General features: G+C 59.9%; 18 protein-coding genes. 9 read left to right on the top strand and 9 right to left on the bottom strand.

Annotated features, from left to right (window positions below; translation table 11 throughout):
* Positions 1-29 precede the first annotated feature (29 nt).
* Entirely contained in the window at positions 30-938 is a 909-nt protein-coding gene (locus tag FYK55_RS02645) for a 3-methyl-2-oxobutanoate hydroxymethyltransferase (protein ID WP_150074531.1), read from the top strand.
* 77 nt (positions 939-1,015) lie between these two features.
* On the opposite strand, the gene FYK55_RS02640 is transcribed toward FYK55_RS02645, so the two are convergent.
* From FYK55_RS02640 to FYK55_RS02630, 3 genes are all read right to left on the bottom strand, one after another.
* A complete protein-coding gene (locus FYK55_RS02640; RefSeq protein WP_150074529.1) occupies positions 1,016-4,021 on the bottom strand; it encodes an FG-GAP-like repeat-containing protein in 3,006 nt (1,001 codons plus the stop codon).
* 354 nt (positions 4,022-4,375) lie between these two features.
* Positions 4,376-7,363: a carboxypeptidase regulatory-like domain-containing protein gene (locus FYK55_RS02635; RefSeq protein WP_161604264.1), complete on the bottom strand. Its 2,988-nt coding sequence runs from the start codon at positions 7,361-7,363 to the stop codon at positions 4,376-4,378.
* A gap of 296 nt (positions 7,364-7,659) precedes the next feature.
* A complete protein-coding gene (locus FYK55_RS02630) occupies positions 7,660-9,120 on the bottom strand; it encodes an RNA polymerase sigma factor RpoD/SigA (protein ID WP_150074525.1) in 1,461 nt (486 codons plus the stop codon).
* Between the two features lie 888 nt (positions 9,121-10,008).
* On the opposite strand from FYK55_RS02630, the gene FYK55_RS02625 reads away from it, so the two are divergent.
* Positions 10,009-10,269 carry a hypothetical protein gene (locus tag FYK55_RS02625; protein ID WP_150074523.1) on the top strand — a complete coding sequence of 87 codons (261 nt, stop codon included), beginning with the start codon at positions 10,009-10,011 and terminating at the stop codon, positions 10,267-10,269.
* Between the two features lie 26 nt (positions 10,270-10,295).
* Here the strand turns inward: FYK55_RS02625 and FYK55_RS02620 are convergent, their stop codons facing one another.
* From FYK55_RS02620 to FYK55_RS02600, 5 genes are all read right to left on the bottom strand, one after another.
* The gene (locus FYK55_RS02620; protein ID WP_150074521.1) at positions 10,296-10,958 is read right to left on the bottom strand and encodes a hypothetical protein; all 663 of its coding nucleotides are present in this window, start codon (positions 10,956-10,958) and stop codon (positions 10,296-10,298) included.
* Between the two features lie 24 nt (positions 10,959-10,982).
* On the bottom strand, positions 10,983-12,431 hold the full coding sequence (locus FYK55_RS02615; protein WP_150074645.1) for an aldehyde dehydrogenase family protein: 1,449 nt from the start codon (positions 12,429-12,431) through the stop codon (positions 10,983-10,985).
* Between the two features lie 27 nt (positions 12,432-12,458).
* On the bottom strand, positions 12,459-13,304 hold the full coding sequence (locus tag FYK55_RS02610) for a hypothetical protein (protein ID WP_150074519.1): 846 nt from the start codon (positions 13,302-13,304) through the stop codon (positions 12,459-12,461).
* Positions 13,305-13,332: 28 nt separating this feature from the next.
* Positions 13,333-14,199: a ThuA domain-containing protein gene (locus tag FYK55_RS02605; protein ID WP_161604263.1), complete on the bottom strand. Its 867-nt coding sequence runs from the start codon at positions 14,197-14,199 to the stop codon at positions 13,333-13,335.
* Positions 14,200-14,324: 125 nt separating this feature from the next.
* Entirely contained in the window at positions 14,325-14,813 is a 489-nt protein-coding gene (locus tag FYK55_RS02600) for a bacterioferritin (RefSeq protein WP_150074516.1), read from the bottom strand.
* A gap of 206 nt (positions 14,814-15,019) precedes the next feature.
* Here FYK55_RS02600 and FYK55_RS02595 point away from each other — a divergent pair, with 206 nt between their 5' ends.
* From FYK55_RS02595 to FYK55_RS02580, 4 genes are all read left to right on the top strand, one after another.
* Positions 15,020-16,150, top strand: a complete 1,131-nt coding sequence (locus FYK55_RS02595; protein WP_235908367.1) for an alkaline phosphatase family protein — start codon at positions 15,020-15,022, stop codon at positions 16,148-16,150.
* A gap of 279 nt (positions 16,151-16,429) precedes the next feature.
* Positions 16,430-16,663: a hypothetical protein gene (locus FYK55_RS02590; RefSeq protein ID WP_150074515.1), complete on the top strand. Its 234-nt coding sequence runs from the start codon at positions 16,430-16,432 to the stop codon at positions 16,661-16,663.
* Between the two features lie 244 nt (positions 16,664-16,907).
* Complete coding sequence (locus FYK55_RS02585) at positions 16,908-18,428, top strand: DUF2252 family protein (protein ID WP_150074513.1); 1,521 nt, start codon at positions 16,908-16,910, stop codon at positions 18,426-18,428.
* A 39-nt stretch (positions 18,429-18,467) separates the two neighbouring features.
* Positions 18,468-18,968 carry an MgtC/SapB family protein gene (locus tag FYK55_RS02580; protein WP_150074511.1) on the top strand — a complete coding sequence of 167 codons (501 nt, stop codon included), beginning with the start codon at positions 18,468-18,470 and terminating at the stop codon, positions 18,966-18,968.
* 270 nt (positions 18,969-19,238) lie between these two features.
* On the opposite strand, the gene FYK55_RS02575 is transcribed toward FYK55_RS02580, so the two are convergent.
* Positions 19,239-21,527 carry a glycoside hydrolase family 2 protein gene (locus FYK55_RS02575; protein ID WP_150074509.1) on the bottom strand — a complete coding sequence of 763 codons (2,289 nt, stop codon included), beginning with the start codon at positions 21,525-21,527 and terminating at the stop codon, positions 19,239-19,241.
* Positions 21,528-21,998: 471 nt separating this feature from the next.
* Here FYK55_RS02575 and FYK55_RS28885 point away from each other — a divergent pair, with 471 nt between their 5' ends.
* The 3 genes from FYK55_RS28885 to FYK55_RS02560 all read left to right on the top strand — a co-directional run bounded on the left by FYK55_RS28885 (position 21,999) and on the right by FYK55_RS02560 (position 26,058).
* The gene (locus FYK55_RS28885) at positions 21,999-22,265 is read left to right on the top strand and encodes a DNA-directed RNA polymerase subunit alpha C-terminal domain-containing protein (protein ID WP_161604262.1); all 267 of its coding nucleotides are present in this window, start codon (positions 21,999-22,001) and stop codon (positions 22,263-22,265) included.
* 312 nt (positions 22,266-22,577) lie between these two features.
* A complete protein-coding gene (locus tag FYK55_RS02565; RefSeq protein ID WP_150074504.1) occupies positions 22,578-24,020 on the top strand; it encodes a Gfo/Idh/MocA family protein in 1,443 nt (480 codons plus the stop codon).
* Between the two features lie 103 nt (positions 24,021-24,123).
* Positions 24,124-26,058, top strand: a complete 1,935-nt coding sequence (locus FYK55_RS02560; RefSeq protein ID WP_150074502.1) for a sulfatase family protein — start codon at positions 24,124-24,126, stop codon at positions 26,056-26,058.
* The last annotated feature ends 168 nt before the right edge of the window (positions 26,059-26,226 follow it).

Raw genomic sequence — 26,226 nt, 5'->3', positions numbered from 1 at the left:
TCCTTGCTCTGGAACCGAAAACCAAACCGATGAAATCTGACGGAACCCCTGCCAACGCATTGCCGCCCAGAGACGCTCACAAGCGAGGACTGCACCGGACCATGACCCTCGGTGGCGCCTACGCAACGCGCAACCACACCGTCAAGCATCTGCAGGATCTGAAAGGGAAAACCGTCCTCACGGAGACGATGCCGTTTACGCCCCGCGAGGCGGCGGCGGCCGAAGAGGCGGGGATCGATACGCTGAAGGTCAAGTTTGATCCAGGCGATCCGGCTGCCGCGATTGCAATCCGAAACGCGGCGCCCCACACATTCATGACGTTCTGCATCGGCCTGACAAAGATCGCGACCCCGGCGGAAGCGGTCCGCGCCGGCTTCGACGCGATGGAGCTTGGGGCTGATGGAATCATGTGCCAGTGGGGACCAGAATTCATCCGCGCTGTCGCCGACGTGGGGATCCCTGTCGAAGCTCACGCCGGTCTCGTGCCCCGCCTGAGCACCTGGACGGGAGGCCTCAGGGCCGTGGGCAAAACCGTTGAAGAAGCCATGCGGGTCTTCCAGCAGATTCGGTCGTTCGAAGAAGCAGGAGCGTGGGCGGTTGAAGTGGAAGTTGTACCGGCCGAGCTGCTTGCGCAAATCTCCCGCCGCACCCGCCTGGTGACCTCGTCAATCGGCGCAGGCAGCGGCGGTGACATTCAATTCATGTTTGCCGAAGACATTCTGGGCAACCACGCGCCTCCCTATCCGAGACACACCAAGCAGTACCGAAACCTGTTCAAGATGGAGCAGGCACTGCAGGCGGAGCGTGTCGGAGGCTTTCGGGACTACATCGACGATGTCAAGAATGGAGGGTTTCCGGGGCCCGAACATATCGTTCAGGCACCAGCAGGGCTTGTCGATCAGTTCCTTGCCGCCGTCGATGGCGACCAAAACAAATAGATTTCACAGACCATTAGGCGATCGCGGTCAGGAAAGGTACGACAAAACTTCCGTCCGCAGCGAAATCGTTTCGCCCTTCAGCCAGACTCCAACGTCACCTGGTGCTGGTTTTCGATGATCAGCAGGCGCGCGTTGACGGGGAGTCCGCTAAAGGTCTGCGTTTTTCCAGACGGCCAGCGCACCGTCAATTCATCCACTGCCTTTGCCTGGTCCAATCCGATGTGCAGGATCGATTCGTTTCCCACCATGTAACCACCACTACTCTGCCAGACGGTTCGAACGCGACCGCCGAACTGCGCCCTGACAATTGCTCCGACCGCATCACGCTCACTTTCAACTCCCACCAGTCGCAGCTGAAGCCAATTGCCAGATTGCGAGTCGTTTTTCAAAACGGCGATGGGCCGATCCAAGTGGTTGCCCACCAGGTCCATTCGTCCATCGCGATTGAAATCGAGTTGGGCGAGCGTTCGGCCAAGCGATTTCTTTTCCCAGTATCCGCCGGCAGATTCCGGTGCCTGGGCCACGAAGCCTTTCTGATCGCGCCGGAACAGTTGAGGTCGCATTCGATACGGTTCACCGGAATCGCGATTGTCGTAGATGTGTCCGTTCAACAGGGCCAGGTCAAGCCAGCCGTCATTGTCGAAGTCGGCGGCTTGGATCCCAAAGCCGAGTGTCGGTTCGGTCGGCTTGGCCAAACGGTAACGCCTGGCCGAATCCAAAAAAATCGACTGCCGCGATTGCAAAAACAGGTTGATCGCTTCGTTGTGGAAATTGGTGATCGCCAGATCCAAGGTGCCGTTGGTATCGACGTCACCGATCGCGATTCCCATGCACGCTTGCTGGCGACCATTGATTCCCACGCTGCATCCGGCGAGGACAGCGTTCTCGACCAGGCGATAGCCACCCGTCTCGGCCCGGCTTTGGCTGGTGAAATAATGATTGACCTTTCCGTCGGCGGAGACAAACACGTCATTGCCATGGACCCCGTCAAAGTTCGCGATGACAGCGCCCAGGCTGTAGTTCGGCAGTTCCGGGATCACGGGGGAATCGCGATCGATCTCGAAAGTGCCGTCACCCCGATTGAGGAACGCCTGGTCCACGGCGGGTGAAAAATGATGCGGATGGCAGTCGGTTCTTGACCCCACGCAGGGAATGCGGAACACCTGGGGATCATCTACGTAATTGGCGGCCACGATTTCGGGCAAGTGGTCCCCGTTGAGATCCGCTGCCGCGATACTGGAGGTCCACATCCTGTCATCGGGGAGCGATTCCGACGCGTCAACAAACGTTCCGTCCCCCTGATTAAGCAACAGGCAATTGCGACCGATGTTTCCGACCAGGAGATCCGGGAAGCCGTCTTGATTCAGATCGCAAACGCACACGCCTTGGCCAAAGCCACGATCGGAGGAGCACGAAGCGTCGCTGACGGTTTGAAATTGCTCCCCGGAGATGATCTGGCGATAAAGTTCGTTGGGAGTGGATCCCTGAGATACTTCGGGGTTCCCTCCGGATTGCACGACATACAGATCGCAAAGCCCGTCCAGGTCATAGTCCAGCGCAGCCAACCCACCGCCGTTGGCTTGGTACAGGTAGAACTTGGAACTCTCCAACGGATAGTCGCTGATGAACTGAGTTTCGATCCCTAGCTGGTTGGCGACGTTTTCGAAGGTCAACGCATTGGCACCTCGCGCGTCAGGCAACTCTCCGCCCCTTTCAACCATGCAATCTTGCAATCGGTCTGCGCTGGCTGGAGCAATGATTGGGAATTCATCCAGCGAAAACCCCAACAATTTCTTCAACCGAGCGTCTCGGATTTTCGCTTCGCCGCTGGATTCTTCCCACTGTGCGATTTTCTCGCGACGCTGGGCGAACACATCTTTTGCGGCAAGGGCATTTCCCTGAAGTCCCAGGGCATACAGAGACCATCCGAGTGATTCCCAAGGGCGAATCATTTCCTGCATCCGCGACGCGATCCACTTGGCGTTCTGCACCGTCAGCGTGGCTCGATCGGATCGACGATAGAGTTCATCCAAAACCGCAATCGTTTGATGAATCGACTCAGCTTTTGAGTCTTCGCCCAAGCGGATGAGCGCCGACTCGATCTCGCGCATGGCAACGCGATCGGTGGGATCACGACGAATGGCCTCGGCAAACGAGCGAACGGCGGACCGATCTTCTCCCGCATCGCGTTGCCAAATCCCGATCGCAACCCAATACTCGGGATGCTCTTCAATTCCACCGGGCAACGAGCGATGCCATTCATGAAGAGCTTCGGAGTTGCCGGTTCGTAACGCCAGCAGTTTTCCCCGGTACGCTTCGACGGCCGGATGGGCGGGCACCGATCTGGAAACCGCCTGCACCTTCGCCAGCGCGGCGTCATGATCTTGCTTGACCGCGTCAAGGACTCGGGCCTGGCCGAGATCAAAGAGTGTGATCCCTTCGCTTGGGAGGAATTCTGAAAAGGAGACCAGTTGGAACGGGCCCGAACGCTCTAGCAAACTGTGCAATTCTTCCGGTTGCAACGGTCTCATTCGAGCCAACTGTAGAGCCTGCTGGCACGCTTCGTATCGTCTTCCCTGTGAGTTGTAGAGCTGACACAAGACCTGGGCCGCGCGAGAATCATCGATCCCCCATTCGATCGCACGAATCATGTCCGTCTCGCCCACATCGAAGCGGCCGGCGCGGACATTCCATTCGAACGCTTGCAGCAACAGGTTCAGTCGTTCGGGAATCTCCCGGCTGGCCAGCTGGCGGTGCATGTTGGCGGCAGTCGCGTCATCCCCCGTCGCGGCGTGGATCTGCGCAAGCAGTTTTAGCGTGTCGACGTCACCCGGAGACTCCAGGAGAGCTTTCTGTGCGGCTGCCCTGGCGGAGTCGAAGTCTCCCTCGCCGAAGGCTTGTTGAGCGAGAATGAAATTGTTTTCGGACGAATGCTCGGCGAATCCGCTTTCGGAAAGGCCAACGCCCTGAGACGAGTTTGATGGATTGTCCGTCGTGGGGCCGCCGGCAGGACGACAGCCACAGAAACCCAGGAACAACGCGATGGGAAGAACCCACCGTAAGCATCGTGGTGTGTCTCGCATCAATTCGAGCAATGATTCAGGCGCGATGAAAAACCCTTCCAGTGATGACGGGTGCCCGCCACAGCCCGTGCTCCGGACTCGTGATGAGATCGTCCACGATACGACGAGCACGGTCCGGGACGATGGGGCGTATCAGACCGCTGCTTCGGATCGTCGTGAAGTGAATCTCGAAGACACTCAATGGTCCTTCGGTTCATCGAACGAGAATTTTCACAAACGAGCGGCAACGATTGAGTTTATTCAATGGTTCGGATCCCATGGGCGTTCGATGAAAAACATTGCCCCACAACGCTGGAATCCCCCCGGCGGCCGATTCATCGGAACCGATAGCGACGCGACACCGCCAAGCCCCCGCTAATTCGCGGAGGCGTCTTTCTGTAGTTCGGCGACGAACGCCTCGATTTCCTCGTCCGTCATGGTAAGCCGAGTTTCGAGGAGCATCTTTTTGAAATGCGATCTTCCTTCGTCGCTGGAAGGGAATCCGATATTGTTCCCCGACTCGAAATGGTTCGACGTGGCCAGCTTGTCACCGCTGGCATCAAGAATGGCGAACCACGGAATGCCGCCACTGGCGCCATCCCGAAATTCTGACATGATCTCACGCGCCCCGGTGAAGCGATGGTCCATCTTGATCCACAGGTAATCCGCCTCCCAGTCGCGATGCTCGTTCAGGAAGTTCGACAACAGGTGGCAGGGCCCGCACCACGTAGCCGTTTCCTGAACAATCACACGTTTGTTTTCTTTCTCGGCCTGGACGAGAGCCTCCTCAAGAAGTTTTCTGGCGTCGACAGGATCACCAATGTGTGACCGCAACCACTGGACCACGGCATCCTTGGAAAGTTCTTCGTCGACCATCAGGTCGTCTCCCGACTTTTGCGCGATCAGCTTGCCATCTTGGCCGACGACGACCAGCGAAAACGCCAAGGCTCGCTGGCTTGAGTCGGCCTGCAGCTCGTGCAGCCATTGCTCGGCATCTCCGCGATCTTTCGGATCCTTGGTGGATACCACCATGGTCAAAAAATCGTCGCGAACTTTTCGATAGTCCTTGTCCTCGTAACGCAGCTGCATGAACCGGCGCAATCGTGGCGAATCCGCAGCCCCCAGAACCACGAGCAGTTTCTGTTTGGACAATTGGCAACGTGGAATGGCACGGTGGAAACGTTCGCTGACGGAACCGGCCACCCCCATGGCTTGGGCAATCCGTTCGTCCAACGTGGGAGGCACGTAAGGCTTGCGAGGGGCGGGAATCCTCATTCGTCCCATGTCGACATCTTCGCCCGGTTCAACCTTGACGCTTCCAAGGCCGGGAATCGTTCCGTCGGGTCGTGACTCCAGATTCAATTCGTACTCCCATCCGGGAACCAAACCTTCCAGCACAAACTTTCCATTCGAATCCGTGACCGCCGTGTCACCGAAGCGATTGCTCCAGGTGCGATTCTTTTCGTCGGGCACTCGGATCCCGTAGTGAATCTTGATGCTTGCTGCCGGTGCTTCAGAATCGGTTTGAAGCACGACGCCGGTCGCACGACCGGTGGGTTCCAAACGCATCTCAATCTTGTTCTGATCCGCAGCCAACACGGCAACCGCACCAAGAGTTTGATCGGCGTTCACCGCATGCACGTAGGTCGGTTCCGCCAAGCGCTCCACGGCGAACGCCCCTTCGTCGTCGGTGCCAGCCTGCCAATCGTCGCCACTGAATCGCTGTGAAGCGCCCGTCAGTCGAATCTGCGGCAGCGGGCGATTGTCTTCGTGATGTCGCGTCACGCCGATCAGCTTGACCTTCTTCTGGATTTCGGTCGTGACATCGATCGCGAGCTGATCTTGTCCGGAGATCTGAAACTCCTCAGCCTTCTCCTGGCGCGGAGGTCGAATGTCGTAGGATCCGTCCCCCAGCAGGAACTCAAACCGCCCGTCCTGGTCGGTTTCAGTCGCTTTCACGATCGTCGGACGCACATAGCGACGTGAGTTTTCGGGGTTTTTGAGGGATGCTCCGGCAATCGAATCCAAGTCGTCTCCGTATTGATAGACCAGCACACGTTCGGCCGCGATCGGATCTCCGGAGGGCTCTGCCGTCAGCCGTCCCGTCAAACGAGTCGGTTTTCGCAGCCGCAACTCAATCTTCTCGACGGGCTGCCCCGCATGAACGGCGAATCCGGGGACGGCATCTGCGACCCAATCCTCGTCGACAACCGTCACCATGTAGATTTGTTCTGGGGGAACATGCAGTTCATACGATCCATCGTCGGCGGACTCGGTTTGGTCGCGTCCCGCATCCCACCCATAGCCCGCACCCGTTGCGTGGACCGTGATCCCCGCCGCGGGATTCCCCGTTTCGTCCAATACTCGACCGCGAACCGGAACGAGTCGATCGAGCGTGACCTCTAGCGGCCCGTCGTCCGTTGCCGGATCGTAATTCGCCCGCGTTCGCGTGTAGCCTTCGGCGGTGGGCCAGATGGTGACCATCGATTTCTGCCAATTCGGCATCCACGAAAACGTCGTCGTTCCATTTTCATCGGACGTCTTCGAAAAGAAGTCAGTGAAGAAACTGAGATTCAGTTCGCGGTTCGCCGACTCCTTTCGCAGCAACCACGGGTACAGACGAACGCCTTCGATCGGCGCGCCGGAATCGTCCAACACTTTCAACGTGACCGGAGTTGCTCCCTCAAGCCGAAGTGTTTCGCCTGCGACAGGAAACTCGGGAACGGGAGTCTTCAAATCCGACTGTTGATCTCTACCCAGCGAATAGACTTCGTAGTCAAGACCGACGCCATCTTTCCACGCGACGACCGTGTTGATGCGTTCTGAACTCGGGGCGACCACCGTCACCCGACCTGCGGCATCGGTCTTCAATTCGTCCGACAAATGTGGGTAGGCGAATTGAGCGACCACACTGGCGTCCGCGACGGGTTCGGAATCGGCATCCACGATCTGCACGGTGGCTGACTTCGCCGGCTCGACTCGGATTTCAATCTCGCTGTCGACGGTCACCTTTTCCGACCGTTCGTACCGAAAAAAACCGATTTGATCGCCTTGGGGATCCTTTGCGACGACCTGCCATTGTTGAAAAGCGATCGGATTGCCAGCCACTTCGACGACAAAGCTGCCAGCATCATCTGCCTCCGTCCGCGCGGTCGCCGTCCGTGATTGCCCCGTTCGGTATTGAACCACGACGCTCGCGTGGGCAACGCCCTGCTGATGCGAATCGACCACGCGCCCGGTGAGCGACGTCGGTTTGGTCTCGCTCTCCGCACCGCCTTGACCGAACGCGGACGTTGCCCCCACCACCAGCCCAATCAGAACCATGCCAAACGCATTGCAGCGAAACAGGTGCGATCGTCGCATCACCAACCCCCCTCGGAAAAGACGCTCTTCGATAGAGCGATCCATTCTATCCCGCTTGGAGACCAGCCGCAGGCCGCGATGAGGGGACGGGGGCGCAGCGGCTGCGGGAGGGTGCGTGGAGCGACGTTCGCTTGCGCGCCGATTTCCGCCGTCTGGCGACGGCGGCTACGTGGTTTTGTCGCTCAGCCGTCTGGTGGCGGCGGCTACGAGGGCTGTCGCTCTGCCGTCTGGTGACGGCGGCTACGAGGTTTTGCGACTTTTCAGATGGAGCCGGGTCGGACGGTGTCGATCGCAGCTCAGTCGACGAACTCACCCAGTCGGCCGGACGAGTGCGCCTCGTACAGCTTGTGCAGGGCACGTTTTTCGATCTGCCGAATGCGTTCTCGAGTGACTTTGAACACGTGGGCCACCTGCTCCAGGGTGTAATCGAAGCCATCGCCGAGCCCGAATCGCATCCGGAGGATTTCCCGTTCACGCCAGCTCAAGCGTTTGTCCATCAACTCACGCAGACGGTCCCGGAGCATTTCCTGGGCAAGACGGTCCTCGGGCGATCGCTCTTCCTCACTGCCCAAGAAATCGGAAATCTTAAAATCATCCTGCTTGCCGGCCGGCGCCTGCAAACTGGTGGGAACCCGTGTCATTCGCAGGATGGTCCGAGCCTCCTGAATCGACGTTCCGGCAGCCTCGGCGGTTTCTTCCGTCGACGGCTCGCGTCCGAGCTGGTGCGTCAGTGCGGTCCGCACCTGCTGCACCCGACGAATCTCCGGGGCCATGTGAACGGGGACGCGGATGGTCCGGCTCTTGTCCGACACGGCGCGGGTGATCGCTTGACGGATCCACCACGTTGCGTAGGTGCAGAATTTGAAGCCGCGTTCGTGCTCGAATTTCTCCGCCGCCCGCATCAGGCCGGCGTTGCCCTCTTGGATCAAATCCAGGAGCGAAAGGTTGCTGTGCCGATACTTTTTAGCGATTGAGACGACCAGTCGCAGGTTGCCCTCGCACAACTCGTGCTTCGCCCGATGGTAGGCCGCGTCGGCACGCTCAATCCGCTCCATCCGACGGAAAAATCCCTGCGAGGTCTGTTGGACACTTCGCAGGATTTCGTCCCGCTGATGACGCAACGGTTGCAGCTTGCCCCCGCCGGCACGCCCCAATGCGGCCAGCTCGCGATCAATCCGCTGGAGTCGTTGCTGCAGCAGCGCGGCACTTTGCCAATGCGGGCGGAGCAGCTCCAGCCGCAGCCCGAGCTCCTCGACCAACCGCACCGCACGCCGACGACGGGCGATCAGCCGCTGCCAAATGGCACGTCGCTGCCGGCGCGATGACACGTCCATCATGGCCTGGAAATCCAGTCGGTTCTGCTCGACCAACGCTTCCAGGGTCCGCAAGTTATGGGGCATGCGTCCCAGAATCTGGTGCTTTTCCAACCGCGCACTCACCGCCACCTGCAGCGTTCGGTCAAAGCTGCGTTCCCCGCGGTGGACCTCGGTGAGCTGCTCGATGGCCGCCCGCAGGACAAAATCAAAACTCAGCAGCCCACGTCGAAAGGCCCGTCGTGACTGTTCGATCCGGCGAGCAATGCGGACCTCCTGTTGAGGGGTCAGCAGCGGAATGGCCCCGATTTGAGCCAGGTACGTTTGCAGACTGTCCTCGGTTGCCGACGCCATGCGGTCCGTCCGCGAGCCGGCTTCCTGAACCGGAGCCGCCGCCGACAAATCGAGATTCCCAGTGAAATAATCGTTGTGTGCAATCATCATCGAATCGGGGTTCAAGGCGCCCCGCCGCCGCTACAGAGGACCAAGCAATCGAAACACATGCCGCGCTGAACATCGCGACGACTTTAGAACCGAGGAAGTTGGGGCTTACGCATTCGACCACGTGATTGGTCGGCGATCAGATTCGCTCACTCGGGTGCTGCGCCACCGCCCGCGTTCGCCTGCTGCGGGCCTTGTGACTTTCCCAGCTGGAACACCTTGCGGTGCTTCCACGTTCCCGGACTGACCCCCGTGCTGCACCGTGCCCCCCCTTTCCGTTCAGTTTCCAGACGATTCCACGGTTCCCCGACCGTGAGGTCCAAGGTTACGAACCGCGAGGTCGAAGGTTACGAACCGTGAGGTCCAAGGTTCTTCAACCGCCAGGCCGGCCGCGGGGGCGAGCGCACGACATGCTACGAGTGATCGTATGCCTGCCGACGCGGCCGTCAATGTTTTGCCGCCACCATCTCCGCCGCCGTTGCTGCTTCGGACGCGGCAAGGCGAGGGCCCGAAACGCGCGACCACGGTCGGACACGCCCACGGTCAATTTCGTGGGGACAGCGTTAGGTTTACGTTTGGCTGCGGGCCGCAGTTCATTTTTTGCCCCGTGGCCAGATCCATGACGGCACACCCTTGGCTTGATCAGCCGCAGCACTTCTCGACGGCTGAGACGCCTGGACGGTTCGGTGCCGCCTGCGGCGCGGCGTTGGATCGGAAAATGAGCTGCAGGAAGCTGCACCTGGAACGAATTCCGAAGCTTTCTCTGGCGGCGGCGTCAACGGTGAGCCAGGATTCTTGTACCGAAGGCGCGGGAATTGCGGTTAAGCTGGAGGGAACCTTCGCGGTACCCGAGCAGCCCGAATTTCAACTTCTGACATGATGGAGAATGCGATGCCGAAGAAGACCTGCACGGGCATTGAATTCATTGGCGGACCATTTGATGGCCATGTGGAGGCTCTGGTCAGAAGCCCGGAGGAACTTCCGGAGTTGTTGGTGACCCACGTCAACCAGAACGTGTTTCGCCTGTTCGAGGGAGCCGATCCGGTTTCTTGCCGCTGCCCGACCAGTGTGGTGTTCTATCGACGACAACAAACCGACGACGGTTGGGTGTTTCGATTTGGCGGCGCCGTGGCACCGCGCGAATTGAAATAGCCCTCGGCGGACACCACGTCGCGACGCTATTCCTGTCTCTTCTTCCGCGTGTCTTTCCAGGCCGCGATGGCCAGGGCGGTGAAGCCGAATGCCGATGCCCATCGCACCGTCCCCGGCTCGAAGACGATGGTTGCGAAAAATACGATCATCGCCGTGAAACCGAACACCCATCGGTCCCACCCGGGAAGTGCTCCGCGGTGACGAATCATGGCAGTCGAATAGCCAAGCCAGATCAGGGCGAATGCAAAGTTCACATAGACGCCCCAGGCGGCCCGGATGCCAGTCACCCGCTGGGATTCATCCGCGGTCGCGGCCAACACCTCGGCATGACTCCAATGGTGAACATGGCCATAGCTGGCGACAATGTGCAAGCACACCAACAGCGATCCGGCCAACCAACTGGCCTGGTAGATTCGTCGGGCGACCGAACGTTGCGGCCAGCGGCGAGCCCAAGCGCCAACGAACCAGGCGGTGATCGCTAACCAGATCGGCGGGTAAACCAGCAGATCGCCGAGGGGCCAGCTTGCTGCAAGCCCCAGCCCCGCATCCTCCAAGGTTGAACCCGCAATCGCATCTCCATGAGACCCAGCCTGGAAGTTCAACGGCGCCGCCATCGCCAGATGGTGGCGAAGCCGCGACTTCCACGCTCGGACCCGCATCGCTACTTGAAAATGTCGCTGTGTGGACAAGGCTGCTCGGTCGGGTCTGCTCGGTCAAGAATGCGGGCTCAACCGGGCACCGCCGTCGCGAATCACCAGAAGCCGGCGCTCGGTCATGTCTTCGATGGCGTAGCGAATGCCCTCGCGGCCAAACCCGCTGTCCTTCACGCCGCCGTAAGGCATGTTGTCGACGCGCCACGAGGGGACATCGCCGATCACGACACCGCCGACAACCAGCTCATCCCAGGCCCGCAGCATTTTGTGCAGGTCACGGGTAAACACGCCGGCCTGCAATCCGAACACGCTGTCATTGACCTGCCGGAGTGCCTGGTCGAAATCGCGGAATGCCGACAGCACGGCGACCGGTCCGAAGGCTTCCTGAGCGCAGATCGGTTGATCTTCGGGAACGTTTTCCAGCAAGGTCGCTTGGACCATCGCTCCTTCCCGCTGTCCGCCACACAGCAACCTTCCCCCGGACGCGACCGCCGCATCGATCCAATCCTTCAGCCGCTGCCCGTCCTGGTCAGAGATGACCGGACCGATAAACGTGTCTTCTTGCTTTGGATCCCCCATCTTCAGCGCGCGAGTTTTCTCCACCAACCGTTCACGAAACTCCTCGTAGATGCGTTGATGGACCAGAATCCGTTGAACGCCGATGCAGCTTTGCCCCGATTGATAAAACGCTCCGACGATCATTCGGTCGGCAGCGTCCTCCAGGTCGGCGTCTTCGTCCACGATGCAGGCCGCATTGCCACCGAGTTCCAACACCACCTTTTTCTTGCTAGCCCGAGACTTCAAGTCCCAACCGACCTCAGGAGACCCGGTGAAACTGAGCAGTTTCAGCCGCGGATCGGTGGTGAACGAATCCGCCCCCTCGCGACGGCAGGGAAGGATCGAAAACGCTCCCGCAGGAAGATCGGTTTCCGAGAGCACTTCGCCGATCAGCAGCGCCCCCACCGGCGTGCGACTGGCCGGTTTGAGGACAAAGGGGCATCCCGCCGCGATTGCCGGTGCGACTTTGTGGGCAGCCAGGTTCAACGGAAAGTTGAACGGTGAAATGAACGAGCACGGACCGATCGGTACGCGCTGATCCATCCCCCGATATCCACGGGCCCGTGCTGAGATTTCCAGGTTCAGCACATCGCCCTCGATCCGCACCGCTTCCTCGGCGGCCAGACGAAAGGTGTCGACCAGACGAGCCACTTCGCCGCGGGCGTCTTTGATCGGTTTGCCGGCTTCGATGCACAACGCCATCGCCAGCTCGTCGGTCCGCCGCTCGAACTGATTGACGCAGTGATTCAAAATCGCCTGACGTTCATAGGGAGGCAAGCGCCGCATCGGCTCGGCGGCAGCCTCGGTCGCCGCAATGGCTTGATCGATCGCTTCGGCGTCGGCCAGGGCGACCCGCGTGGCAACCTGGCCGGTGTACTTGTCCAGGACATCCAAATCGGTGTTGGGCTGTCGAGGTTCGTTTGCCAGATAGTAAGGATGCTCAGGTTTCATGGTGCCGGTTTTCATGATGCCGGTGCCTCAGGGGGAAATCGGCGGATCCAGGGGAAACAAACAAAGCCGTTCTCGTTTGCCCTCGCTGATCGTCCAGTATCCCTTCCCGTCGGCGGTGAACCCGATCGCTTCCCCATTGCGGGCCTGCTTTTTGCCGCGGACGGCAACGCATCTCGGGGGTTCCGCGAGTGTTGCCGCCAGCGTTGACCCACGACGGCGTCGCCAAAGCCATCCACAGTCTTCGCTGCGGAGAAGAATGTGTGTGCCGTCCGCGGAAATATCTCCGGCCGAAATCGGTGAAACCGAAAGCGATGTGACCCATCGCATCGGATCACCGGTGGGGATGTCCGACTCGTTCAGTGGAACCTGGTACACCAAAGCGCCCTCATCTGCCTTGGTCACGATGTAGATGCCGCCATCGACAGGATCGACCAACAGCGTTTCCGCGTCGTGGGCCCGATCGGGATAGACCACTGAGATGCATTCCAGGTAGTCGGCGAGGATCGTCTTCGGTTCGTCGTCGGGATCGTCCTGCGAAAGCGAAGGCTCCGGTGTGCGCAGCAGGGTCACGCAATCACGTTCGCAATCGTTGTCGCCGATGTCCGCCAGATAGAGCATCGGAGGCCGACTTCCCCGCTGGCCGACCGTGGCAATGTCCTCCACATCGTCCGGCTGAACCGGCAAAACCAGCCTCGCCAACGTGTCACCGTCGGGACGAATGGCGTACACGCATTCTGCATCACCGTCGTTGTGAACCCATAACACGTCGGCCACCAACCGGCTGGCGGCACAGCCCGAGATTTCCCGCAACTTTTTCTCGTCGATGCGGCCGCAGTCGCGAATCGATCCACGCCGCGTGCTTGGCGGACCCATCTGTAAAACTCCTGGTTCGATCGCCGGATCAATCGCCGGGCTTCGGGGGCAACGCCAATGACGTTTCGCTGAGCCGGACATCGGCTCCGTTGGCGGGAACCTCCACGTCGGCGGCCCACAGGATTCCGTTGACGACCATTTTTCGAAACGGTTCGCGTTGGAAATTACGGTAGAAGTGTCCCAAGGTGGTTGCGAAAGAACGCCCCCCGTCGGCACGCTGGTGGGTCCACGCGACCGTGACCGGCTGGCCCTGAACGGACACTTCCAACAGCGGTTGGGCGGCATCAATCGTCGGGTTCAAATAGTACTCGTCATGCAGTTCATACGACGTCCAGCCACGACAAATCGGGTGCGTCTGCTGGAGTTGCCGCAGCTCCGCATCGCCGGTATGCAACCCGACATTGCTGACCCAGGTTCCGCCCAGGTAGTTCAGCCAGCGCGGTCCCAGGCGGTCGAGATCCTGCTGAAAAATGGATGAGGCCCAGTGCAAGGTCACCAGCCCAACGCCTTGTTGCATCATTGAGTCGAACGCTTCACGGTGGGGACCATCAAGCAACAGTTCCGCCGCGGGGCTGGTGTAGACGACGATCGCGTCCACGTCCTCGAGCAACGACGCTTGTTCGGGCCACTGGTCCGAGACGACCGTTTCCAGTCCTTCATTCTTGAGAGCTTCGGCCAACACACCGCCGGTGTGCAGGTACATGTGCGAACCGTACGGATGGTCGGGCTGTTTTCCGATGAACAACACCTTCGCCTTCGGCACCGCCGATGGCGTCACGTCGGCACTGGATGACCGGTCGGTGTTCTCCTGGCCGCAAACGATTCCGGCAATCAAGACCATCGCAACCGCGGCGGTCACCGGACGTTGAATGCCGAACAACTTGTGAATCCACATTGCCATGTTCCAAGGGATGGTTGCAATCGAACAGCCGACGCGGAACGCTGCGATCAGCGGACCCGCGACCAGGATTCTCGAACGGGACCCTGCGACCGATCTGTTAAAGGCATGCCGCGACCAGGTCACCCCTGTTCGTGTTCACCGGGCGCCGAAATGTGCTTGGCGATGTAGGCCGGTTCGCCCATCCGTTTCAGCAAATCCAGCTGCAGCTCCAACCAACCGATGTGTCCTTCCTCGTCCAACGCAATGCGTTCGAACAACACGCGAGAACCCAGATCCCCGGCCTCGGCCGCCTGTTTGGCGGCGGTCGTGTAGAAGCCGATCGCCTCCTGTTCGTCTGCCAGATCCAGTTGAAACATTTCCTTCAGCGAATCGGCGCGAACGGGCGTCTTTTGCAGCTTCAGCTCGGGCTGGCCTTTTAAAAAGATGATCCGGGCCAGGTATTCTTGCGAATGCCCGAGTTCCTCCTGCATCTCGTCACGCATTTTCGACGCCAGCCGATTCATGCCCCAATCGTCCAAGACCGCTGCGTGCAATTGGTACTGGTGGACCGCCGTCAGCTCCATCGACAGGGCTGATTGCAGGTTCTTCAATGTTTCTTTGCGTCCCATCGCGTCCGTCCTCGCTTGGAGAGTGTATTGATGATGTGTGTCGGACCACCTGTAAGATACCGCCAATTCCGTCAACGTGGGGCTTAGGCGGGTGTGGGAAAAGGTTGTCGTTGCTCTTGACCCCAACCCCGTGTGACGCCACCCCCGTCATCCGGCCTGCGTTAGGATGTCGGTTTCACCCGCTCCCGCTCACCATGCGTCGTGACATGCGTTCCAAGGTTATTCGTCTGATTTGTCCCCGCTTCACAAAGTTGACCATCGCCAAAGCCATTCCCCGGATCCAGTTGGCCACGTTTCTGCTGATGGGGTTGCTGCTCATCGCCGGTGCGTCGGCGGCGCAGGAAGCGGTGTCAGAGTCCGCATCGGGAAAGACTCGCGACGGCGCAGCGGTTCCGCCAAGACGCGTGTTGGTGATCGGAATCGATGGGACTCGCACCGACGCATTGCAAGCGGCGAACACGCCGCATTTGGATCGGCTGATCCAGGACGGGCAACTGTGGACCAACACCCAAATCCTGGGCGATCGTCCGACCCAAAACGATACGGTCAGCGGTCCCGGATGGACAAGTTTCTTGACGGGAGTTTGGGCCGATAAACATGGTGTCAACGACAACCGATTTGAAGGCCGGAACGTGGATGCCTACCCGCATTTCTTCGCCCGCGTTCGCCATGCCTATCCGGCGGCACGCATGGGATCGTTCGTGGACTGGAAACCGATCGACGACTACCTGGTCCGCGATGCCGACGTTCGCGTCTGCCACGAATCGCATGGTGCCTCAGAATACGAACAAAACGACGGCAAGCTGGCAACAGCCGCCGCGGCGTTCTTGCGCGATGATGATCCGCACGTGGTGATGGTCTATTTCGGCATGGCGGATGAATCTGGTCACGCCCACGGGTTTCACCCCAGCGTCCGACCCTATGTGGACGCCATCGCGCGCGTCGATGAGCGGGTCGGCCAAGTCCTCAACGCGATGCAAGAACGACCAAACTACGCCCAGGAACAGTGGTTGGTCGTGGTGTCGACCGATCACGGGGGTCAGGGCACCGGCCACGGTTCTGGGCATGAGATTCCCGCGATCCGTCAGACTTGGTTGATCGTCAGCGGTGATCGCCGATCGCCCAACCCGCCGGCCAGTTCGGTCGCGACATCCACCGAACCAAGCCCCTCTTACCTGGTCGACGTTTCCGTGACCGCTCTGGAGCACTTGGGAATTCCCCTGGATCCCGCATGGCAGTTGGACGGCAAGGCGTTGCGATTCGACTCCCCGCCGCATCCTCCTGCTGCGGACGAACCCGTGTCCCATTCCCGCAAAGCTTTGTCTGAAAACGAGTAGCGACGCTCGCCACTTGCGTGGCTTCCGCCGCGATCGCGACGGCAGCGACGCAGTGATCCGGGTGCACAGGCCTCATGGAGCGTTCCTGGCCCCATCAGCACTCTTGGCGAGCAGCATTCTTGGCGAGTGAAGCCCCAAACCGGTTCCCCATTGTGTGTACGGAGGGGGGGAATGGACCGCATGAGTGATCCGAAACCGCGGAACGGCACACAATTCGCATCCATGGCGAGAACGGTTCCAGGAAGTTGTCAGTTCCTTTCCTCTCATCTGCAAGCAATCATGGATCGATCACCAATGCAACTGAGCCCGGAAGAGATCGCGGACATTGAAAAACACAAGTATTTCTTGAGCGAAAAGGCCGGCCACGATGTGGGCTGGGATGCCGCCCGGAAGGACTGGGAGAAGCGTTTCGCCAACCAGCTTCGCGTCGATCGTCCTGAATCAAAGGCACCCGCTGCCAGCGGAATGAGCAGGTGGCTCGATCGACTGCTCGTCAAAGCAGGCATGAAATAGGCCACGAGCCGCGGCCCGGAATGCTGCCTTCCGCGGCAGCCGGTACAGGATTTGCACCCCTCGATGGATCTCATCAGCTCGACAGCGCCACATTCATTCGTGGTTGGCAGTGCAATGAGCGGCTAGGCAATAGCCGTCGGTTGAGGTGAGAAAACCTGCGGCGATAGGCGTGCGGCTCACCCAAGGTAACGCTGTCCCAGCAAGGTAACGCTGTCCAGCTCGTCATCCACCTTCGGTAGGGATCATGACCCAGCGGTCCACGACTGAGCATCGGCATCCGGATCAGTGGCAATCGCTAGCCGAGCTTTCGAAAGACGAGCTGTACGAACGCGCGAAAGAGAACCAGATTGATGGCCGATCGGGCATGACCAAGTCCGAACTCCTGGAGGCGTTGAGTCGTAGCCAACCGCACGCAGGCTCACGGCTGGGGACGTTCCGACGTCTGGCGGAGTCGGCGGCCGCGGGCGAGTTTTTGCTGACGCCACGTCAGTTGTCCGGAAATGACCGCCGGATGCACGTGCGGCAAACGTTGCGGGAAGATCACCGGGCAAGAATCACGGCGCATTCCGACGGCGCCCGAGCCAAGTTCGCGAAACTGGCAGGATCGCTGTTCTCTTTCTTTCGCGGAACCGCTCTGTTGTTCTACCGGGACATGGCCGGCGACGACGCTTGGATGCCGACGGTGCTAAACCTGGGCGACGTTCATCCCGGCAATTTCGGCGTGATGCCGAACGCTGACTTTGTTCCGATCTTCGCGGTCAACGATTTTGACGAAGCGTTCTACGCGCCGTTCACGTGGGATCTGAAACGCGGTGCAACGGGCTTCATGTTGGCCGCAGAATGCATCCGGGGATACTCTCGCAAACGGCAACGAAAGATCGCCCGTAAATTCTTGCGAGGCTACGCCTGCGGGATTCGACGGTTCGCCGATGAACGTTCGGAGATGGATCAAGAGTTCCGGCTGGATAATGCTCCAGAGTTGATCCGTGGTTTGATCGAGAATGCCCAGACGACACGCGACGAATGGCTGCGGGAGGACTACCAGGATGAGCACCGTCGTGGTTTTCGCAGTGATGAGGATTTGATCCCCGTCAGCACGCGGCGCGACGAGTTTCAACAGTTGGTTCACGACCTGGTCGGCACGATGGAGATCGACGCACCGGCACGCGCCGGCGCGATGCGGGTCAAGGACGTCGCCATCCGAAAGAATCAGGGAACGGCGTCGCTGGGACTGGATCGCTACTACGTGATGGTCGAAGGCCCGCGAGAAGACGGGACGGACGACCTGATCCTGGAATTCAAACGCGCCCGACGATCGGCGTTGGCCGATCTGGTTCCACCTTCCGATCGCCATTTCGATGTCCCCGGCGACCGCGTTAAACATGCCCAGTCATCGCAACTGGTTCGCGGTGACGTGTTCTACGGAAGCATCGAAGTCGACGGCCAAAGCTTCATGACACGTGAGCGCGCTCCGTATCGAGATGACATCGACCTGGACGATCTGTCCAAATCCGAATGGAAAGACTACGCGGGCATCTGCGGCCAGGCTCTCGCGCACGCGCATTCGCTCTCGGACGAAATCGGAGCGATCGAACACGACATCGAACCGAGGATCATTGAGGCAATGCAGCCGGTCGATCTGTTCGTCAAAGATGTCTTGCGGTTCGCTGACGAGGCCGTGCAGCGTTGTCGCAAAGACCATCGCTACTTCAGAAGCGACTACAAAGATGGTGCTTTTGAGCGTGTCGACCACGTTTACCAATAGCATCCATTCTGACATCCACCTCCCCCAACCCCGTTACCCATGTTTGAATCGCTGGACCTGGAAAGTTTTCGCACCGTCGCCATCGCCGCGGGCCTGGGATCCGTCCTGGGCGTTGAACGCGAGATCGCCGGCAAACCGGCGGGCATCCGCACGCACATTTTCGTCTGCGCCGGATCCGCCCTGATGATGGTTTTGGGCCAGGGAATCATCGATCAGTTTCAACAACAACAATCCGGTTCGGTCTTGAATGTCGATCCGATTCGGGTACTGCAGGCGATCGTGGTGGGGATCAGCTTCCTGGGCGCCGGTACCATCGTGCATGACAAGCAAGAAGGCGTGGAAGGTTTGACGACGGCAGCCAACATTTACATGACGGCCGGAATCGGCGTGGCGGTGGCGGTCGAACGCGTCGCTCTCGCTTCGGTGCTGACCGTATTTGCGGCACTCATCCTGGTCGCCGTCGGCTGGGTCGAGAACTATTTCGGCCGCGGACACTCCGATGATGACGAGCCAGAATCAGAGCGGAACGACAAGTCGTAACAGCCTCGACGGGCGGTAATTGTGGAAGCGGTCTGGCCCGGCAAGTAGTGGTCCATCTAGCAGAAAACGTCACACATTTACTACTTCACCCTCCCGTGCGCAGCAACGGGAGGGTCGAGCTGTAAGCTCGGGGAGGGTCTGTCGAAACCCTTGCCAGCCGATTAGACGGCCGATACTCCCGGAGGCAGAGTGAACTGCCTCGATGACATTTACCGATAGACGTCCGTCGTCGCACGGACGCATCAATTCGCGGCTCAATTCGCGGCGGGATCAATCTTCCAGCAGCGATCGATGCAGGTCGGCCAGCTCTTTCGCCGGGATCTTGATGACTTTGCGGTCATAGGTCATCAGTCCGTTGATTTCGCCTTCGACATCGGTGGTCTGCGTGTAGACGCCACCGGCGATTCCCTGATCTCGCAGCTCTTTCAACCGCTCCAAAGACGTCACGTAGCGCTGTTTGTACTCCGCCTCCGATTTGGGCAGCCCACCGTATCCCCAGTTGCGTCGATTCTGGTCCCACAGGTGCCCCTGGACCGGATAACCGTGCCCACCAAATTCGCCCATCACCTTGATAAAGTCATCAAAGCGCCCCTGTTTGCCCTGATCGAAGGGAAACCGTGGATGAGGGTACGCGTGGGCATCGACGATGTCGCCCACCGGCCAGAAATTCCCTCCGCTGGCGATGTTGACCAGGCGTGATGGATCGCGTTGCACGGTCCACTTCCCGACCTCCATCGTCCGGTGTTGGCCCCAAGCTTCATTGAATGGCACCCAAACCACGATCGAGGGATGGTTCTCCAGCGTGTCGATCATCTGTTCCAATTCGACCATGTACTGGTCGTGGGCATCCTGAGGCCACTCGGCATCTTGCGGATCCTGGGCCAACCGAGTCCACGCGGGTCCCTTGCCACCGCTGACCTGGTCTTGCCAAAGCATCATGCCCAGCCGATCACAGTGGTAGTAGTAGCGGCGCGGTTCGACCTTGATGTGCTTGCGGATCATGTTGAATCCGGCTTGCTTCAACCATTCGATGTCGAACAGCATCGCTTCATCGGACGGCGGCGTCAGCAGACCATCGGGCCACCATCCTTGGTCCAACGGCCCCCAGTGAAAGATCGTCTCTCCGTTCAACGTGAACCGCCAATTCCCGTCGGCGTCCTGCACCTTGCCAACCTGGCGGATCCCGGCGTAGGAACGGACGGAATCAATCGTTTCTCCGTCAGCGTTCTGGATCTTGATGTCCAGGTCATAAAGGTGCGGCACCTTCGGCGACCACAACGTCAACTGATCGCGCGGGATGCGAACGGCAAGCGTTTCGCCCACCGACCCATCGCCTTGCCAAACAACTTGGTCCCCATCGCGGACGGTCACTGCGAGACGCTGACCGGGTTCGTCACCCTGAACGTCGGCGCGAAAGTCAAATCCTCCCTCGTCCACTTGCATTGCCAGGTGGACATCGCGAATGAAACTGGCCGGCACGCTTTCCAACCAAACGGTCTGCCAGATTCCTGAGACCTGGGTGTACCAAATTCCATGGGCATCCAAGACCTGCTTGCCACGCAATTGCCAAGCCTCGGTTTCGTCCTCCACGCGCACGATCAGTTCGTTCGCCCCAGCCTTGGCAGCCGCCGTGATGTCCAGCGTGAAGGGTAGGTTGCCACCCCGGTGTTGGCCAACCGATTGACCGTTGACGAACACTTCGCAGCGGTAATCGACCGCTTCGAAATTCAGCAGCAGACGCTCACCGGGATTTGGGTCCGCTTGGAAAGTCCGCCGGTACCAGAGAGCTTCACGGGCGTCGAGTCGTCGTTGAACACCACCGAGCTTGGATTCCAACGAGAAGGGGACGAGGATCTCACCTGCCCATTCCGATGGAGCCTCCTGCTGTTTGGCCGGCGTGACTGCGTAGTCCCACATCCCGTTCAAGTTGCTCCAATCCTCGCGACGCAGTTGTGGTCGAGGGTACTCCGTCCATGCGTTCTGAGCCGTGACCTCTTCCCCCCAACGCGTCACCAATTCAGAAACGAACGGTTTTTCGCTCCGCGGGGGAGGCGGCAACGTGGGGACGTTGTCGCCATCGATCAGATGCACATCGATGAATTGGCCGCCGGTCGTTTGGCGACAATGCACGGCGATCTGATTCTTGCCGCGGCGAAGCTGGGCCTTCTTCTCGCCGGCAATTGGCAGCACCTGGTAGTCGTTGGTGTAACCGGTCACCGTCAGCACCAGCTGGCCATTGACGTACACCTCCGCCGCTTCATCGTGGTGGATCAGCAGCGCGGGATTGGTCGGTACTTCTTTCAACTCAACCGTTTTGCGAAGCCAGATGTCGTTGGTGGCCCAACGGGTTCCGATTCTCGCACCCGGCGTTCCACGCGTTCCAAACCCACCCGGCGCTTCTTTCCAATCTGAATCGTCAAAGGATTCCGCGTTCCAGTTCTCCGCCGGCTGCGTCAACGTGTATCGCCAGGAGTCAACGATCTCCTGTGCATTCCCGCAGCGGCACGGTGCCAACGCGGCAAACAAGGTGAGCAGAAAGTACAAGTTGCGGTGGGACATCTCGGTGAGCCATGGGGAGGAGGGAGCAGGAAACAGGCACCAATCAAACGTCACCTTGGTGAACGCAGGGCGTTGGCTACCCGTCTGGCGCCCTCAATCCCGGTGCGATTGCGGACGCCGGCGAGATTCCGCACAGCCGAGCACGTCAAATGATGCCATTGGTGACAGACACGGTTTTCACCTCGCGATTCAATTCCACGATCGCGACGGCTTCCAAATCTGGTCGTCATCATAGAGCTGATCGGCGCCGTAACAACGAAAGGGGCCGTCTGGCAATTGAGATTCTTTGCCAAGCGAAGACGGCAGAAAACGCGAGACGAAATGCGGGCCGCTCCCCCACGGGAACGGCCGACGTTTCAGCCACCCGCGACGATCCGGAAAAACGTTCAAAAACCTCTCCGACCCAACCTCCAAAGCTTTTACACTCTTGCCCGACCACGTTTTTTACCATTCGCAACGGAGGCAAACCCGATGGCAAAAACTCGTATCCCGCTGAACCAGGACTGGGTGAAACAGCAGCAACGCCAACAATGGCTGGATTCCGCCGTCGCCGAGTTGGACCTGGATGTCCGCACGATCAACGGGTTGGAAGAAGACGGCATCCTGTACGTGCGAGAGTTGGTTCAGTGCACTCGGCAGGATTTGATGAAGGTCACCAACTTTGGGCAGACCACGGTGACGCGCGTGGTCAAGGTGTTGGACAATCTGGGGTTGCACCTGCGCGGCGATGCGCCGTGACGACCGATCGTCGGGGCTAGATTCGATCGCGGCAGCTGCAGGTTGATGTTCAATCGTCGTCTTTCACTCGGTGAAAGTCGGGTTCATTCCCGCGGCTTTTGCCGAGCAGAAGGCGAGTTCGCCGAGCCGAGGGCGCTCAGCAGAAGACGCGTTTGCGGAGCGCCCGGCCGAAGAATCAACGGACCGTCAGGCGGGTCGTCCGGCCAATTTTTGGCAGCGACGACGCCCAGCCGATACGCTGTTGGCGGGACGTCTGTCCCCGCGGCGACCTGATCCCCGGTTCTTCTGGCCCCGTTCCCACGAGCGTTCTCCATGCCAAATCTTCCCGCCCGAACATGCTGCATCTCACGGCGTCGTTTCGCCAAGTCCATGGGCACCGCGCTGGGCGCCGCCGCCGGATTCCACTTCTTTCCCAGTCTGGCACAAAAGCGACTGGAAAAGCCCACCCTGGCCGGGATCGGCGCCGGCGGGAAAGGTCGCACCGATATCGAACAAGCGAAGAAAGCAGGTTTCGAAGTCGTTGCCCTGGTCGACGTGATCGATGCCAAGAAGCTTGACAAGATCGAAGGCCGGTTGCGTTCCATGGCCCAAGTTCGAGAAAGCTTTCCCGACGCCGCTTTCTACTCCGACTACCGAGAAATGCTCGATGAGCTCGGCGACCGAGTTGACGCCGTGACGGTGTCCACGCCCGACCACCACCACTTCCACGCCTCCGTGCTGGCCATGCAAGCCGGCAAGCACGTGTACTGTCAGAAGCCACTGAGTCACGGCATCTGGGAGGCGCGAACGATGAACGCGGTTGCCAAACAAACGGGGATGAAAACGCAGATGGGCAATCAGGCTCATGCGAACGATCACCTGCGACGCTGCGTGGAATTGATTCGATCCGGTGTGATCGGCAAGGTGAAAGAAATTCACGCCTGGACGAATCGCCCCATCTGGCCACAGGGTTTTCATTCACCTCCGCCCAAGGTGCCCACGCCGGCGGGAATCGATTGGAACCAGTGGGTCGGTCCCGCACCCTGGGTGGACTACAGCCCGCGAATCGCGCCCTTCGCGTGGCGCGGCTGGTGGGACTACGGCACCGGAGCCCTGGGCGACATGGCGTGCCACATCATGGATCTGGGCTTCTGGGCCATGAATCCGGAAGCTCCGCGTAGCGTGCGCGCCCAACAACAGGGCGCGACCGAGATTTCACCGCCCATCAATTCCATCATCACCTGGGAATTCGGACCGACGCCATACAGCGCCGCCGAGGGATTCACCTTCCAGTGGTACGATGGCTACATCGACGCCACCTTCGACCGGGATTCATGGAGCCTGAAAAAGAACGGTGACCAATACAATCATCCCGACGACGACGTCTTGGAGGGCATGAGTTTCCGCGACTACGGCAGTGTGATCGTGGGAAGTGAAGGCAAGCTGTTCTTTCACCGCGCGAAGAACAATTGGCAGTTCAAGCCGAACGTCCCCACCAGCGAAATCGACGCGATCCCGACATCGCTGCCGAGAGCCCCGCAACAAAATAGCTACCTGGAATGGTTGGCCGCGATCGAAGGCCACATCGATCAGGCGGCATCCAACTTTTCACTGGCATCGCCGATGACCGAAACCATCCTGTTGGGAGTACTCGCACAGCGATTCCCCGACACCCGGCTCTCGTGGGACGCCCAGAAGATGGAGGTGCCGGGCCGGCCTGAGCTGAACCCGTTCATCCGGCGCGAGTACCGCGACGGCTGGCAGATCCAGGTTTAGCAGTCGCGTATCAACGCCGCCTCCAAGGCCAAACGGGAACCTTGGTGGCATACGTTCAATCCCCGCCGTTTATGTCGTTGTCATCCATCCCCCCGGGTTGTTCATGAGTCTGCGATCCCGTTTCATGTGCTCGGTCATCGGTTTGTTGGTCGGATTGCTGGTGCACCCATCACCACTTCGCGGACAACCACCAGACTCTCCGAACCATCCCGACTCCGACCAACCCAACATCTTGTGGATCACGGCGGAAGATCTGAGTCCGGTGCTGGGATGTTATGGCGACGCCTTCGCAACGACGCCCCACCTGGACGCATTCGCGACGCAGAGCACACGCTACTCGCACGCGTTTGCCACCGCACCGGTCTGTTCCCCGTCGCGCGCCTGTTTGATCAACGGTTGTATCGCAACCACCCAAGGCACGCACCCGATGCGTTCGCGGTTTCCATCACCGGACGACATGAACGGCTTCCCCGCGCTGCTGCGCGACGCCGGCTACTTCACCACGAACAACGTCAAAACGGACTACAACACCGCCTCGGAAGATCGAATCATCGCCGCGTCCTGGGACGAAAACAGCAGCACCGCGCATTGGCGTCACCGCCAGCCGGGCCAACCGTTCTTCAGCGTCTTCAACCTGATGACGACCCATCAATCTCGGACCATGGTGTGGCCCTACGAACAATTTCAGGAGGAGATCCAAAGCCAGCTTTCTGGCGATCAGATTCACGACCCCCAATCGGTGCCGGTTCCGCCGTACTACCCCGATACCCCGGTCGTCCGAAAGACACTGGCACGATTCTACGACTGCATCTCCGTGCTGGACCAACAGGTTGGCACGCTGTTGGAGCAGCTTGAAGCAGATGGCCTGGCCGACGACACGGTCGTGTTCTTTTATTCCGATCACGGGTCCGGGCTGCCGCGTCACAAGCGGGCGTTGCTGGACAGCGGCATGCGGATTCCTCTGCTGATCCGTTTCCCCGACAAGCAGAGAAACTGGGCGCCCACGCGACCGGGCGAGTGGACCGACCGCCTGGTCTGCTTCCAAGATTTTGCTCCGACGGTGCTGCGTTTAGCAGGAATCCATTCGGTTCCAGATCACGTTCGCGGCTCCGCCTTCTTGAGCCTTGGCGATGATTCTGGCCCCGAGGCTGTCCCGGCGGCCCAGTTGTTCGGCCACCGGGATCGCGTGGATGAGGCGATCGACATGGCCCGTTCGGTGCGAGGGCGCGACTTCCTGTACATCCGCAACTTCATGCCTTTTCTGGGCTACCATCAACCCAGCGCCTGGGCCGACCAGGGCAGCATCCGGCACGAGTTCGAGGGGCTGTCGGAATCGGACAACGCTTCGCCCGCCCAACGACAGTACGTGCGTCCCTCGCGGCCGGTCGAGGAACTGTACGACTGCCGCCGCGATCCGCTGAATTTGCACAACCTGGCGAGTTCTGAGGAGCATCACGCTACGTTGCAAAAGATGCGTGATGCGCTGCAGCAGCACATGGTCCAGTCAGGCGACCTGGGCTTGGTGCCGGAGATCGAACTGGGCCGCCACCTCTCGTCGACGACACCCATGCAGTGGGCGCAGTCGGGCCAGGTTCCATTCGACGAGCTCTTCGCCGCAGCCTCCCTGGTCGGCACGAACGATCCGAAACCGATCGCGGCCACTCTCGCGGCAGCGGATCCGTCGCTTCGATATTGGGGTGCGATCGCCTGCGCCGCCATCAGCGATCTGCCCGCGTCGCTCCGCGGACCACTGCACGACGCATTGGACGATCCCAGCGCAGCGGTCCAGATTGCCGCGGCCGATGCGCTGGCACGTCACGGTGACTCGGGATCGGCGGGCGAAGCATTGGCCGCGCTGGTCGAAAGCTCCGACCAAACCGTCGTGCTTCATGCCGCCAGGGCAATCGAGTTGATGGCCGATCCCCGGCACCGTGAGCTGATGCAGGACCTGTTCGATCGGTTCGAGGAGGCGCCGGGCGACATGGCCTGGTTCATCCGGTTCACGACATCCGGGTACCTCAACAGGGTCCCGAACTAGCCTGCCTGGAGTTAGCAGGTGGTTCCGCAGGTGATTCGAATCACGGCGTGAAGCAGAAACCCGATCGCCGGCACAGCCAAGTTGGACACCGTCACTTTCAACCAAGAACACCGTGATCTGCAGTGCAGTGAGCGGCAAGGCGTTAGCCGCCGGTTGATGCGAGAAAAC

Origin of the sequence: Roseiconus nitratireducens, assembly GCF_008629675.1 — a bacterium.
In the GTDB taxonomy this organism is placed as follows: Bacteria; Planctomycetota; Planctomycetia; order Pirellulales; family Pirellulaceae; genus Stieleria; species Stieleria nitratireducens.
Note: the sequence above shows the minus strand (reverse complement) of the source record. Positions and strands in the feature narration are given on the sequence as shown.